The organism is Alcanivorax limicola (assembly GCF_019931215.1).
Classification (GTDB): domain Bacteria; phylum Pseudomonadota; class Gammaproteobacteria; order Pseudomonadales; family Alcanivoracaceae; genus Isoalcanivorax; species Isoalcanivorax limicola.
In genome coordinates this window covers 110808-124210 of the sequence record NZ_JAIOUB010000001.1, presented here as the reverse complement: position 1 = coordinate 124210, position 13403 = coordinate 110808, and the positions used below count along the sequence as shown (strand labels likewise).

Below are 13403 nucleotides of genomic sequence, written 5' to 3'. Positions count from 1 at the left end.
GCGCCTTCATGACTATTGATGCCAGTGGCCCGCGCGATTAAACTCTCGCGCTTCGCCGGTGTAGCTCAGTTGGTAGAGCAGCGCATTCGTAATGCGAAGGTCGTAGGTTCGACTCCTATCTCCGGCACCATCTGCAAAGAAAAAGGCCACCCGTAAGGGCGGCCTTTTTTTGTTTCTTGCGCTCGACCAACCTTGCTGCTGGCCGTCGCTCCAGCACACGGCTCAGGCACAGAGAGAAGGTCAGGACAAGCAGGCCCCGAGGATCGGACGCGCCCATTCGGGCGTATCGGCAAGTTGCTCCGGGGTATCCGGCCACACCAACCTCCCCTCCTCAATCCGCGCCACCGGCAACGGATCAGGAATCGGTGTACCGGGCGGCACGGTATGGCTGTTATCGAACAAATTGACGCGCTGCACATGGGGCAGCAGGCCGATCAGGTTGGCGCGGGCGCTGTCGAAACGGGCGCGGATCTTGTCTTCGGGGATGTCGTGGCCGCCGACTGCGACGCGGGCCAGGACGCGCTCACGGTGCAGGGCCGGAGAGGTCAGGCCGCAGAACCAGATCAGGACGTCATGGGTCTGAGTCGCGGCGAGAATGCGTTGCGGCAAGGTATTGCCGCCCAGGGTGGTTTCCAGGGCATGGTGCTCTCCGGCGGCCAGCGCCTGATCCAGGCGGCGAACGCCTTCCTGCCAGGCCAGCGCGTTGGCCTGTTGCTGCGGGCAGCCGGTGGCGTCTCTGAGTTCCCGGGCGAAGGTGTCGGGGTTAAACCAGTCGAGGCCCTGCCGACGAATCAGATGGCCGCCAATGGAACTCTTGCCAGCGCCATTAACCCCCGCCAGCACGAACAGGACCGGGCGCGCCACTAATGGCTCTCGCCAGCCCCGACGTCACCGCCCAGGGTGGCGGGATCATCCATGAGTGCCCGCAAGCGGTCTCCGGCATCGGCCTGCTTGAGCCCGGCCAGATGGGTGTCGAAACGCTGGCGTAACTGCGCCAGGGCCGACGCCTGGGTGCTGTCTGCCTGCTTGAGCAGCTGCATCAGCTCGCTGTAGGCCTCGGCCGACAGGATCACGGCTTCCGGCTGGTTGTGGTTGGTCACCAGCAGGCGCCCGCGCTCGCGGACCGAGCGCATGACATCGCGCCAGCCCGCTCGCTTCAGGTCAGAAGCCGGGCGCCGGTCAAGTTCGTCAAACGCTGTATGGGTTGCCATGGGGAGCACCTCGTTGATTGCCTGACCTTGATGCTAGGCCAAATGGGCAAATATGGCAAATTTACCCATTTTAGCCTTACAAAAAAAGCCCGCGAAAGCGGGCCTGGAAGTGTATCAGCAAGGCTATTTATTCAAGGCGCTCAGAGCACTCGGCCCGGCCACCGTCATGACGGCACCGGATATTGCGCAGCAGTGACATCATGTCGGCGTTGTAGACGCCCTGCTGCGTCAGCGCAACGCGCGCCTCGCGCATCATTTCGTCATAACGCAAGGTGTCTTCCTCGTTGATGTTGATCCAGCGATCATCGCTGACATCGTTGTAGGCGTTGTCGACGATTGCCTGCGCCCGGTCATGCAGGTTCTGGAATACATACTCACGGGACCAGTCAGCAAAACCCTCGGGCAGCTTGTCGTGACGCGCGATGATCTGCAGCGTCAGCTGGCCCAGTGTGTAATCCACGATACCGCCATCCGGGCCCATGCCGCGATAAAGCTCCAGCGCGCTGTAGGCCATCATCGGTGCGAAGCAGATGTCGACACTGTGGTTATTGAAACGCCCGGCGAAGTTGGTGATATCCGACATCACCGGCGACATGCCGACCCGAGAGGCCATGCGACCCTGGGCAACGTCGTATTCCATGACAGAAATGGACTTGCCGGCGAGCGCGTTGACGTTGTTGATCGCCTTGTCCTTGACGAACAGATAGGCCGCGCCCATTGGCGCCATGCCAATTACCTCGTAAGGGCCGCTGCGCATGTTCTCCGTAATGCGGGGGTTATTGCTGGCCAGAACCCGCGCCACGGTGCGCATGACATCGTAGTTCGGTATCGCGCCGATGGAATCCAGGCTGCCCACATAGCTATTGAGGTTACGGGAGCGGATGCCGGTTATCGCAGCCATGTCGCACTGGCCACCGATCAACTCTTGGTAGGCAATATTCTCATCCGTAAACGCACGCACTCGCAGGTCCAGCCCGTGCTCCAGCGCGGCAGTACGATAATCGCGCATCAGATTGAAGGTATCCCCTGACGTGCCGATGATATCGAACACACAAAAGTCGAGACGCGTAGTATTGGCGTGCGCCGTTCCCGCGGAAACACCCAGGCTCACACCCAGACTCGCACCCAGCACAACAGAAAGCAGTTTCTTGAAACGCATTGTCATCTCTCCATAGGCCACGCTGCCCGCACACCCGCCTGGATCGGCAGGTGCGCTGACAAAGTAGCCTTGCGTTGATTCAATCCTTAAAGCAGATCGTCAATATTGATATCGGATTCGCTGTCACGCGTGTCATCCCAGAAGGTACCGAGACGCTTGAACGGCGTGCGCTGCCCGGTCGCCTCGGTCCACAGGCGGTCAGAGACCCCCTCGACCATGAAGCCGGAAATGGCATCAAGCATGGCGTAGTCGGGATCCAGCTCTTCATCGTTGGCCGCAAAGCCACGAATGCCGCGGCGCACACGTTCTTCATCACCGACGCTGTAAGCGGTCACGACATACAGGGCGCTGGCAAGACGCACACCGGCGGCATAGCCCTGATCTACGGAGCTTTCCAGCTGGCCCCAGGCATCGACACCCTCCGGCGCCAGCATCGGCAGGATATTCCACAGCGATGCGCGAATGCCCTGCGGCACGCCCCACCATTTTTCGCTGTCCAGGCAGGTCGCGGCGCGCTCCACCTTGGCAGCAATATCCCGCGGCACACCGACGGCAACGTCTGCTGTCGCATCATGCAACAGCGCCTGCACACCGCTGATCAGACCGACCATGAACACCAGTTCATCGAACTCCGAGCGCAAACGTGGACACTGCCCGCCGTGTTCCACTTCGCCGTATTGTTTGACTGAACGCTGGTAGGACTCATAGAGGCGTGATGCAGCAACCTCGGAGTGGCGCTTCTGCAGCGTGCGCGCATCCTGTGCTTCAGCCGTATCCCCACGCTTCATCGCACGGCTATAACGCAGCTCTTCCTGCAGCGCCAGACTGTCCGCGCACACTGCCGCCATGCTGTTGGTCAGAACCGCCAGGCGTGTGGGCCGTGAATGCACAGATTCAAAAGAGACCAGGAAAGGTGTCAGGCCTTCGCCTGTCGCACAGGCCATGCCCATGTCGTTGTAGGTCAACAGATAGGGCGTCATTTCCGAGCGGCCGTAATTGACCAGAATGTCGCCAGTGGTCTTGTAGATCACGCTACAGCCCTGCAGAACCATCACCCCGGCGAGTAGCGCAGCCAGACGAAACGGACGCAACAGACCGGCCAGGCCAGCCGACACCGATGATCCGGTGTTTCGGCGCGCTCTGTGCGCCCGGCTGTGCGACCGGTGTAGTTCGGTTGTAGCGGATGAGAAAGGATTCAACGAGAACAGGTTAAGCCTCATGCTGCAAATCTCCTTGCGTTCTTCGGGCTCGTTTTTGTTGATATGCGATATGAACGAGCTCAGTCTGGCCACAGCCATTCTGCAAGCCGATCTCTGTGAACCGGTCAATGTGAACTGAGTCATAGGCAGGCTAGTATTTCGGGGCAAGAACCGAAACAGATCAGGAAGAAAAGCTGCTTTTCATAAAATTACACTTGCGATATCCCTCAAGCGACTGATGGCAAAGTGCCATTAGCACACAGGGCGCCATAGACAGGGCGCCATGGCATAACACAGCTGTCGCTTACCGAACATTACATAACAGCACGAATCAGCACTGCAGCTTTCACGTGACCTTTCTACCGGGGCGTCTGAACTGAACAGACCAGCGGTCATACCGATACCCGGAGAACACCATGTATTCAACCAGGCTTTACCCCTTGTGCGCGACCATTGCCCTCGCCGTTACCCTCACGGCCTGCGGGGGCAGCTCCAGCGGCAACCTGCAACCCGCCGATCCACCGCCACCGGATGAACGCGGCGAACTGACGCCCGGAAACATTATGGTGCTGAGCAGCACCACAGACAACGACACCCCCGTATTCTCACTCACTTCTCTGGACCGCACCGAACCCGACGCTCCCTTTGACACACTCAGCATCGAGGGTCTTCCCGATGCGGAAGCGCTGCTCGGCATGGCGTATCGCCCGGCCACCGGTGACCTGTATGCGCTGGGGCGCTCCGGAATGCTGCATGTCATTGATCCCGTCAACGCCACCGTGATCAGCAGCGTGGCGCTGACACCGGCGCCAGACACCATGCCGCAATTCGTTGCACTGGAAGGTACGCAATTCGGGGTCGATTTCAACCCGGTACCAGACCGTCTGCGTGTCACCTCCGACACCGGCCAGAATCTGCGTATCAACGTTGATACCGGCGCCACCATTGTCGATGGCGATCTGGACAGCGGCACTGACGACACCCGCATCACCAGCTCGGCCTATACCAACAGCTTCGCCGGCACCGCCAGCACGCGCCTGTTCAATATCGACAGCGGCGATGACCTGCTCTACCTGCAACAGCCTCCCAATGACGGCAACCTGGTCAATCCCGTATCGCTGGGCGTAAATGCCAGCGCTGACGGCGGCTTTGTCATTGATGGGCTCAACAATCTCGCCCTGGCCGCGCTGACAGTCGACGGTAGCAATGGGCTCTACGTCATTGATCTCAATGGCACCGCCGATGTGGCCACCCTTATCGGGCCTCTCGCCGTGAACGGCACCATCCATGGCCTCGCCCTGCCACCGCCGCAACCCCCGCAAGTGATAGCGCTTACCGGCGACAATACGCTGGCCACCTTTCCGCTGCTCATGCCTGCCAGCCTCAACACCGTGATGGTGACCGGACTGATGGCAGAGGAAGCTTTGATTGGCGTCGATGTGCGCCCCGCCACGGGCGATCTTTACGCCGTCTCCGATCAGGGCAACATCTATATTGTCGACCCGGACACCGGCACTGCCACCTTCCAGGCAACACTCAGTGCGGCACCGGATGATCCCTTCACCATGCTGACAGGCACCGATTTCGGCATGGATTTCAATCCTGTGCCCGACCGGCTGCGGTTGATCAGCGACAGTGGCCAGAATCTGCGCATCAACGTTGAAACCGGCGCTACCATTACCGACGGTGATATTGCCTATGCTGAGGAAGGTGATCTCGGCGGCATTGAAGACATCCCGTTGCTGGGCCCGCTGCTTGGCATCATCGGCAGCATATTACTGCCCGAGGACGATGCGCCGGTGCCTGCCATCACTGCTGCGGCTTACACCAACAGCTTCGCCGGCACCGCCACCACCGAGCTGTTTACGCTGGACACGCAGAACAATTCCCTGAATCTGCAAAGCCCGCCCAACGACGGTGTACAAGTGCCATTGGTAGACACGCCGTTTGCCCTTCAGGGCGATCAGGGTTTTGATATTGCGGGAGGAGACAACGGGATCGTCATAGCGGCACTGAGCGAGAATGGCATGGCGCCCTATGTGCTTTACCGAGTCAATCTGATGAGTGGCGATTTCACGCCGGTTACCGGTGACGTGACGAGCTCCACCATTGGTGGCGCCGACGCTCCTGCCATACGCGGCATTACCGTGTTCTTCCCCGCGCCCTGAAACCCTGCGCTGATCATCTCGCTCCGGGGTGATCAGCGCAGGGTCAGCCAGGGCCTTCTCAGCGCGCGCTCGTCTGTTCTGCCTCCGACCAGCCGCCACCCAGCACGCGATACAGCGTGACAATGGCCTGCATCTGCGCCAGCCGCAGCAGGCCATTGTTTTCTTCTGCCTGATACAACGACTGCTGGGCATCCAGCAATGTCAGAAGGTCATCCGCCCCCTCCCGATAGCGCGCTTCTGCCAGCGTGAACGCGCGGCGTGTCTGTGTCAGTTCGATATCCTGTTGAAAGGCCTGCTCCGCCAGCGTCTCGATGTTGCTTAACGACAGGTCCACCTCGGCAAAAGCCTGCTGTATGGCACCGCGATACAGCGCCAGCAATTCCAGTTTGCGCGCTTCGCTGAGATCACGCTGCGCGCGCAAACGCCCGGCGTTGAAAATGGGCTGGGTCAACGAAGCGCCCAGGTTATACAGCAGATCACCGCTGAACAGCTCCGAAAACATATCGCTGCGTGTTCCCACCGCGCCGGTCAGGCGCACACTCGGGAAAAAAGCCGCCCGCGCCACCGCGATGTCGGCATCCGCCGCCAGCAAGCGTGCCTCCTGCTGCCGGATATCCGGGCGCCGCACCAGCAACTCAGCGGGCAGACCTGCCATGACTTGTGGAATCAGCATATCGGCAAGCTGCCCCTCCACGGCGAGGCCCTGGGGGACTTGCCCCAGCAGCAACGCCAGCGTTGCGCGGGCATCCCGCTCCTGTTGCAGCAGAGGCTGCACGCTCGCCCGCTGGCGCGCCACCACCGCACGCTGACGCGCCAGGTCCAGTGGCGTGCCCGCGCCGCTGCTGACGCGTGCCTCGACCACCCGCAGAATTTCTTCAGCAAGGGCCAGGTTCAGCCGGGCAATTTCCAGCCGCTCCTGGAGCGACAGCACTTGCAGATAGCTATTGGCCACGCCTGCCGTCAACGTCAGCGCCACCGTTTCCCGGTCATAGGCTGTCGCCGCCAGTGCCGCCCGGGCGCCTGCGCGCTGCGCCCGGTTAGCGCCCCAGAAATCCAGCTCATAGCTGGCGCCCAGGCTGGCACTGTAACTGGCGCTGCCGCCGCCCTGATCAACAATACCGCTGCGCCCGGCATCCAGGCCCGCGTCCACATTGGGCAGCAGGCTGGCGCCGGCAATCCGCGCCTGCGCCTCGGCCTGAAGAATACGCGCCGCTGCCGCGTTCAAATCCGGGTTATTGGCCTGCGCCTGCTGCATCAAGGCATCAAGCTCCGTGCTGGCAAAGCCCCGCCACCAGTCCCGCGCAGGCCAGGCGTCCGTGACGCCCTGCCCGTACTCCCACCCTGCTGGTGGCGCGGGCTGCACCGGTTGCACGGGCGTGGTCCCGCAGGCCATCAACCAGAAAGGAAAAGTCAGCAGCAATGCCGTACGCACAGGATTCATCATTCACTACTCAGGGCAACAACAGGGTTCAAGCGCGCGGCCTTCAAGGCCGGCGCAAAACCGAAAATCAGGCCAGTACCCGCGGCACAACCAAATGCCAGCACCATGATGGGGACGGAAAACTGCACCGGCATGGCAAACGCGCCGATCAAGGCGCCCACACCGACACCGGCCAGCACACCGACAACACCGCCCATGGCGGACACCACCACCGCCTCCACCAGAAACTGCTGCAGGATATTGCGCGTACGTGCCCCTGTTGCCATGCGAATACCGATTTCCCGGGTGCGCTCGGTGACGCTCACCAGCATGATGTTCATGACGCCAATGCCGCCCACCAGTAGCGAAATCGCCGCGATGGAACCCAGCAGAATGGTCAGGGTGTTCTGCGTGGCAGAGGCGGTTTCGACAATCGCCGCCATATTGCGAATCCGGAAATCCTCCACCCCGTGACGCTCACGCAGCAGCTCCGCCACCAGGGCTTCCGTGGCGTCCATCTGGCTGACGTCATCCACCGCCACGGTGATCGAGCGCAAATGACGCTGCCCCGACAAACGGAGGCTGCCGGTGGTCAAGGGCACAAACACGATATCGTCGGCATCATCCCCCCAGGCAGTCGCACCCTGCTCGCCCATTACGCCGATAATCTGGAACGGCACATTATTGAGCAGCAGGAATTCACCCAGCGGGTCCCCCTGGCCGAACAGCGTGCGGGCCACGGTTTGCCCGATCACCGCCACCGCCGCATAGCGATGCTGGTCCTCATCACTCAGGAATATGCCCCGCTCGGGGTGCCAGTTGCGCAACAGCGGATACGCTGCTGTCGTGGCATTAACTTGCGTGGTGGTGTCGCGCCCTGCGGCACGGGCCGTCGCACGGCTGGTATTTTCCGGCACCGCCGCGATGATGTTCGGCAATGTCGCCAGGGCGACAGCATCCTCCGGCGTCAGCGTGGCGATCTCCCCTTCCGCGCTGCGCCGCCCGAAGCCCTCGAAGCCGGGCCGCACCACCAGCAAGTTGGTCCCCATGCTGCTGATGCGCTCCATCACCGACGTGCGCGCCCCCTCGCCGATGGCCAGCATCGCCACCACCGACCCCACACCGATCACCACGCCGAGCAGTGTCAGCAAGGTACGAAACAGGTTGGCGCGCAACGACCGCAACGCCATGCTGCACGCCTCGAGTGCTTCCGGCACCATCGACACCGGCGATACCGTATCCTGCGCCCCCGGCGCGGGCACCCCCCGCGCAGGATGGGCAGACGGCTTGCTGCCGCTGTCACGTACAATCTCACCATCGGCAATCTCGATCACCCGATCCGCGTGCGCGGCCACGCTGGCGTCATGGGTAATCAGGATCACGGTATGCCCTTCTCGCGCCAGTTCACCCAGCAGCGCCATCACCTCTGCACCGCTGTGACTGTCCAGCGCGCCCGTAGGCTCGTCCGCCAGAATGATGTGGCCGCCGTTCATCAGCGCCCGTGCAATGGACACCCGCTGCTGCTGGCCGCCGGACAACTGGTTCGGGCGATGATCCAGCCGCTCTGCCAGCCCCAGACGCGACAGTAACGCCTGGGCCCGCGCCCGCCGCTCGGCGCGAGGCATACCAGCATAGACCGCCGGCACTTCAACATTTTCCGTCGCCGAACCGGCGGCAATCAGGTGATAACTCTGGAACACAAAACCAAACGCTTCGCGACGCAACCAGGCCAGCTGATCGTCATTCAGCGTCGCCACGTTTTCGCCATTGAACAGATACGCGCCATCGCTGGGCTGATCCAGACAACCCAGAATATGCATCAGCGTGGATTTGCCGGACCCGGACGCGCCCATGATGGCCAGGAATTCGCCCGCGTGGATATCCAGGGAGATGCCACGCAACACGTCCACCGCCATGTCACCATTGATGTAACGCTTGCGCACATCACGCAGGCTGATCAGCGGTCTGTTTATCGGCGGATTGTTGATCGGCGTCGTGCTCAAAACAGCCCCCGTGGCACGCGCTGGCGATTGCCACTATTGGCGCTGGCGCGCCCGCCCGGCGCCGCATTCACCAGTACCGTCTCGCCCTCTTGCAGGCCACTGCGAATTTCCAGCGTGATACGGTCACTGACGCCGGTTTCCACTTCACGCTGCTCGCGCTGGCCGTTGCTGTTGATCACCGTCACCAGCCCTTTGCCGTCGCGCTGCGGCTGCACCGCAGAGACCGGCACACGCACCACATCACGCGCTTCGTTCAGTACAAAAAACACCTGCGCGGTCATCTGCGTCATCAGGCGACCGTCATGGTTATCCACGTCAAACAACGCCGTGTAGAGCACCACGTTATTGATGATTTCAGGTGTCGGCAGGATCTGCCGCAAGGTACCTTCCCAGCGGGTGCCGGGCATCCCCAACGGCGAGAACCAGGCCGGCATACCCGCACGCAGACGGCTGACATCCGCCTCGGACACTTCCGTCCACACCGTCATGGTGGAGAGGTCCGCAATGCGCATCAGGATCGGGGCCATCTGGTTGGCATTGAGGGTCTGGCCCTGGCGCGCGTCCATGGCCACCACCGTGCCGTTCATGGGCGCAAAGATGCGGGTATAGCCCAGCGTGGCTTCTTCAGCCCGCAGGGAGGAGCGGTTCTGCTCGATCTGCGCCTGCAAGGCCCGGATCTGCGCCTCGGTGGTCAACACGGTCGCGCGTGCAATCTGAAAGGCATCTTCACTGGTGGCATCATCTGCCAGCAAGCGCTCCTGGCGCTGGAACTGCTGCCGCGCCAGCGTCAATTGCGCCTGCCGCTCGGACAGCTGCGCTTCAAGCGCCACCAGCTGGGCACGACCGGCTTCCACCCGCGCCTGCTGCACATCCGCATCGATCTCGGCCAGCAGATCCCCTTCACTGACCGCATCCCCGACTTCCACATGCAGCCGTACCAGCTGGCCGGACACCTGCGCCCCCACATCCACGTAATCACGCGGCTGCAAATTGCCCAGAGCCGTCACCACATGCTCGATGTCGCCGCGCGTCGCTTCAGCCATCGGTAATTCAGCCTGCGCCGGTTGCCGCAGTGCCTGCCAGCCCAGCCACACCGCAACCAGCAGCACCGGCACAAGCCAGTAGAACGCGCGGCGCCAGCGCATTGATGAGCGGTTGTGTGTCGGGGAACGGGATACCACCTGCCTGCACTCCTGTCTGCGTTGAGGGTATGTCACCCGGGGACGGTTTCGTCCGGAAACAGCGCCGAGTCTATGGCAGCATTATGGAAAGATTATGGAGTGACGAGGTGAACACGAGCGACGAACGCCTTAACATGGCCAACTGATGATAAGGAGGCTGCCATGCCCCTGCTGTTGCTGTTCGATCTGTTCGGTACGGTCGTGTTCGCCATCTCCGGCGCCCTGGCTGCCGGGCGCAAGCAAATGGACCTGTTCGGTGTGATGGTGCTGGCGTTTGTCACCGCCATCGGTGGCGGCACGATCCGCGATCTGGTGCTGGGGGCAACGCCGGTGCTGTGGATCACCAAACCAATGTATATCTGGCTGGCCCTGGCGGCTGGCTTTGCCACCGTGGCGCTGGCACGGCATGTCCGCGTGCCACGCCAGGTGCTGCCGCTGGCCGACGCCCTGGGCCTGGCCACCTTCTGCGTGATCGGCACCGAACGCGCCCTGCTGCTGGGCTTCGGCCCCGGCGTGGCTATTGTGATGGGGGTGATGACCGCCGTGGTCGGCGGCATGATTCGCGACATCCTCTGTGGTGAGGTGCCGTTGATTCTGCGCAAGGAAATCTATGCCACCGCCGCCCTGCTGGGCGCGGCGGTGACGGCAGGGTGTGTCATGATCGACATGCCCTTGCTGGGCACCTGGGCGGGGTTCAGCGCCGCCCTGGCCTTGCGGCTGGCGGCGCTGTATCGCAACCTTTCATTGCCGCTGTTCACCTTGAGCGACCGGCGTTAGCGGATACCCTCGAGGTCATAGGCGTAGCCCAGCACATCATTATCCGCATCAATGGTCCAACCGGGCGGTACATCGCCGTCCACTGAAGAGGCATTGTTCCAGACCACAACCTGCTCGCCATTGGCGTCAAGCACGTACAGCCGGTCGGTCAGCGGATTGATCACTACATCAGAGGGGCCCTCGAGCGTGGTGTTCTCACCCGTAATCGTCCGATCCGGTGTGGTAGCGCCACCCTCCCGTTGACTGGCCTCGTGAAACGCAAATACCGCCTTTGCCGACTGGTCACCGACATAAAGCATGTCCCGCCCTTCGTCCAGGCTGAGACCCCAAGGGTACCAGCACTCCGTATAGGAGATCTGCGCATCCACCGCCGCCGCCCCATCCTGGGCACTGGCATTGGCGAGCCTGATAAGCGAGCAGCTGCCCGGATCAGCGACGTACAGCAGATTCCGTTGGACATCAGCAGCCAAGCGGCTGTCGGCGCTAATGTCCAGCCCGGTGATCACGGCGGCAGGCGCTGCATCCCCATCGATGCTGGCCAGCCCATCGAAGACCAGGATATTCGGATACGCGACCACATACAGCAGGCCCCGTGACGCGTCCAGCGCGGTGTCCGTGGCTGCATTCAACTGCGTGAGCGGGCCACTGATGCTTCGGGAAGGGAGTGACTCTCCGGTGACCGATGAAAAGCCATCGTAGACATGAATTACGTCCGTGTAACCGGCCACGAAAAGCGCATCAATGCCCCGGTGGTAGGTCAGCCCCGTTGGATCAAAAGAGCTACCGGGTACCGTCAAGATCAACGACGGGTCGCCGTTGATATCCTGTTTGCTACCGATATCAAACACCAGCAAAGCGCCGTTACTGTTATCGGTCACCACCAGATGGGTGAAGCTCGCATTGCCACCGCCACCACCACTGCCCCCACACCCCACGACCCCCGTAACCAACAGGCTGGCAAACACCTTCGTTGCTGCGTTCATTCTCATCCCCCGGTAGAGCCGCATTCAGGGCGGCATTTTTTCCGCAAGGAGCATAAGCCCAAGGAAGAAAAATGGACACAAGAAAAAGAGGTCCGAGACATGGAAGCCCCGGAGTCTGCGGCTGGCCACCCTCCAGGGTAATCTGCTGCCATCGACACTGAGCGACCCCAAGTGCTAGCGGATACCCTCGAGGTCATAGCTGTAACTCAGCACGTCATTATCCGCAGAAATGGCCCAATCGGGCGGTACATCGCCGTCCACTGTGGACGCATTGTCCCAGACCACAAGCTGTTCGCCATCGGCGTCGAGCACGTACAGCCGGTCGGTCAGTGGATTGACCACTACCTCAGAGGGGCCCTCGAGTGTGGTGGCCTCACCGGCAATCGTGCGATCCGGCACCCTCGCACCGCTCTCCCATTGGCTGGCGCGGTGAAACACAAATACCGCGCCTGTTACCTGATCACTCACATACAGCATGTCCCGGCGTGCATCCAGACTGATACCCCAAGGGTAATCGCATCCGGCATAGGTGATCTCGGCACTGATGACCGCCGCCCCGTCCTGCGCGCTCGCATTGGCAAGCCGGAAAAGCGAACAGCCGCCCGGGTCCGCCACATACAACAGGTTTCGCAGGGGATCAGTGGCCAACCGGCTATCCACAGCGATACCCAGCCCGGTAATCACGGCAGCAGGCGCCACATCCCCATCAATGCTGGCCAGCCTGTCAAAGACCAGAATATCCGGATACTCGACCACGTAGAGCAGACCCCGTGACGCATCCAGCGCCGTATCGGTGGCCTCGCTCAACTGCGTCAGCGGGCCGCTGATGCTCCGGGAGGGCACTGATTCCTCTGTTGCCAGCGAAAAGTCATCATAGATGTGGATGATGCCCATGTAGCCGGCCACAAAGAGCGCATCAATGCCCCGGTGGTAAGTCAATCCGGTCGGATCAAAATGAGGCGTGGGCAACGCCAGCGTCAGCACCGGATCGTGATTGATGGCCTGCTTGTCGGTGATATCAAACAGAAGCAGACCGCCATTGTCGTTATCGGTAACCACCAGATGACTGAAATTCGGATCGCCTCCGTCACCTCCCCCACTACCACCGCACCCCGATGCCGCGATAGCCAGTGTGATCACAAGCCATTTCGTTGCTGTTTTCATTCTTGCCTCTCCCTCGAGTATTCTGCAATCGCATAATACAGCCCTCGCAAGCAATGACGGCGAACCGCTGCACGATTTGGACGGCCCGCACACGATTATTTGTCCAACGAGAGAGCGTAACACTGTAATTGCCTGCGA

The 13403-nt window shown here is 61.5% G+C and carries 11 protein-coding genes and 1 tRNA gene; 3 read left to right on the top strand and 9 right to left on the bottom strand.

What is annotated here, in order from left to right:
* Positions 1 to 54 precede the first annotated feature (54 nt).
* A tRNA-Thr gene (locus K8B33_RS00545) sits at positions 55 to 130 on the top strand.
* Between the two features lie 110 nt (positions 131 to 240).
* On the opposite strand, the gene K8B33_RS00540 is transcribed toward K8B33_RS00545, so the two are convergent.
* From K8B33_RS00540 to K8B33_RS00525, 4 genes are all read right to left on the bottom strand, one after another.
* The gene (locus K8B33_RS00540) at positions 241 to 864 is read right to left on the bottom strand and encodes an AAA family ATPase (RefSeq protein WP_223422108.1); all 624 of its coding nucleotides are present in this window, start codon (positions 862 to 864) and stop codon (positions 241 to 243) included.
* On the bottom strand, positions 864 to 1211 hold the full coding sequence (locus tag K8B33_RS00535) for a type II toxin-antitoxin system prevent-host-death family antitoxin (RefSeq protein WP_111656894.1): 348 nt from the start codon (positions 1209 to 1211) through the stop codon (positions 864 to 866). Before K8B33_RS00535 ends, K8B33_RS00540 begins: the two co-directional genes overlap by 1 nt.
* A 127-nt stretch (positions 1212 to 1338) precedes the next feature.
* Complete coding sequence (locus K8B33_RS00530; protein ID WP_223422106.1) at positions 1339 to 2370, bottom strand: putative solute-binding protein; 1032 nt, start codon at positions 2368 to 2370, stop codon at positions 1339 to 1341.
* An 86-nt stretch (positions 2371 to 2456) separates the two neighbouring features.
* Positions 2457 to 3485 carry a hypothetical protein gene (locus K8B33_RS00525; protein ID WP_223422104.1) on the bottom strand — a complete coding sequence of 343 codons (1029 nt, stop codon included), beginning with the start codon at positions 3483 to 3485 and terminating at the stop codon, positions 2457 to 2459.
* A 500-nt stretch (positions 3486 to 3985) separates the two neighbouring features.
* Here K8B33_RS00525 and K8B33_RS00520 point away from each other — a divergent pair, with 500 nt between their 5' ends.
* The gene (locus tag K8B33_RS00520) at positions 3986 to 5737 is read left to right on the top strand and encodes a DUF4394 domain-containing protein (RefSeq protein WP_223422102.1); all 1752 of its coding nucleotides are present in this window, start codon (positions 3986 to 3988) and stop codon (positions 5735 to 5737) included.
* A 58-nt stretch (positions 5738 to 5795) separates the two neighbouring features.
* Here the strand turns inward: K8B33_RS00520 and K8B33_RS00515 are convergent, their stop codons facing one another.
* From K8B33_RS00515 to K8B33_RS00505, 3 genes are read right to left on the bottom strand one after another with little or no spacing between them, the layout of a single operon-like run.
* Entirely contained in the window at positions 5796 to 7181 is a 1386-nt protein-coding gene (locus K8B33_RS00515; protein WP_223422099.1) for an efflux transporter outer membrane subunit, read from the bottom strand.
* Positions 7178 to 9160, bottom strand: a complete 1983-nt coding sequence (locus tag K8B33_RS00510) for a MacB family efflux pump subunit (protein ID WP_223422097.1) — start codon at positions 9158 to 9160, stop codon at positions 7178 to 7180. The genes K8B33_RS00515 and K8B33_RS00510 overlap by 4 nt, the downstream gene beginning before the upstream one ends.
* Positions 9157 to 10341, bottom strand: a complete 1185-nt coding sequence (locus K8B33_RS00505; protein WP_223422094.1) for an efflux RND transporter periplasmic adaptor subunit — start codon at positions 10339 to 10341, stop codon at positions 9157 to 9159. The genes K8B33_RS00510 and K8B33_RS00505 overlap by 4 nt, the downstream gene beginning before the upstream one ends.
* 162 nt (positions 10342 to 10503) lie before the next feature.
* On the opposite strand from K8B33_RS00505, the gene K8B33_RS00500 reads away from it, so the two are divergent.
* A complete protein-coding gene (locus tag K8B33_RS00500) occupies positions 10504 to 11118 on the top strand; it encodes a trimeric intracellular cation channel family protein (protein ID WP_223422092.1) in 615 nt (204 codons plus the stop codon).
* Here the strand turns inward: K8B33_RS00500 and K8B33_RS00495 are convergent.
* Both K8B33_RS00495 and K8B33_RS00490 read right to left on the bottom strand, forming a co-directional pair.
* A complete protein-coding gene (locus tag K8B33_RS00495) occupies positions 11115 to 12101 on the bottom strand; it encodes an NHL repeat-containing protein (protein WP_223422090.1) in 987 nt (328 codons plus the stop codon). The two genes, K8B33_RS00500 and K8B33_RS00495, sit on opposite strands and share 4 nt — an antisense overlap.
* A 174-nt stretch (positions 12102 to 12275) precedes the next feature.
* On the bottom strand, positions 12276 to 13265 hold the full coding sequence (locus K8B33_RS00490) for an NHL repeat-containing protein (protein WP_223422088.1): 990 nt from the start codon (positions 13263 to 13265) through the stop codon (positions 12276 to 12278).
* Positions 13266 to 13403 lie beyond the last annotated feature (138 nt).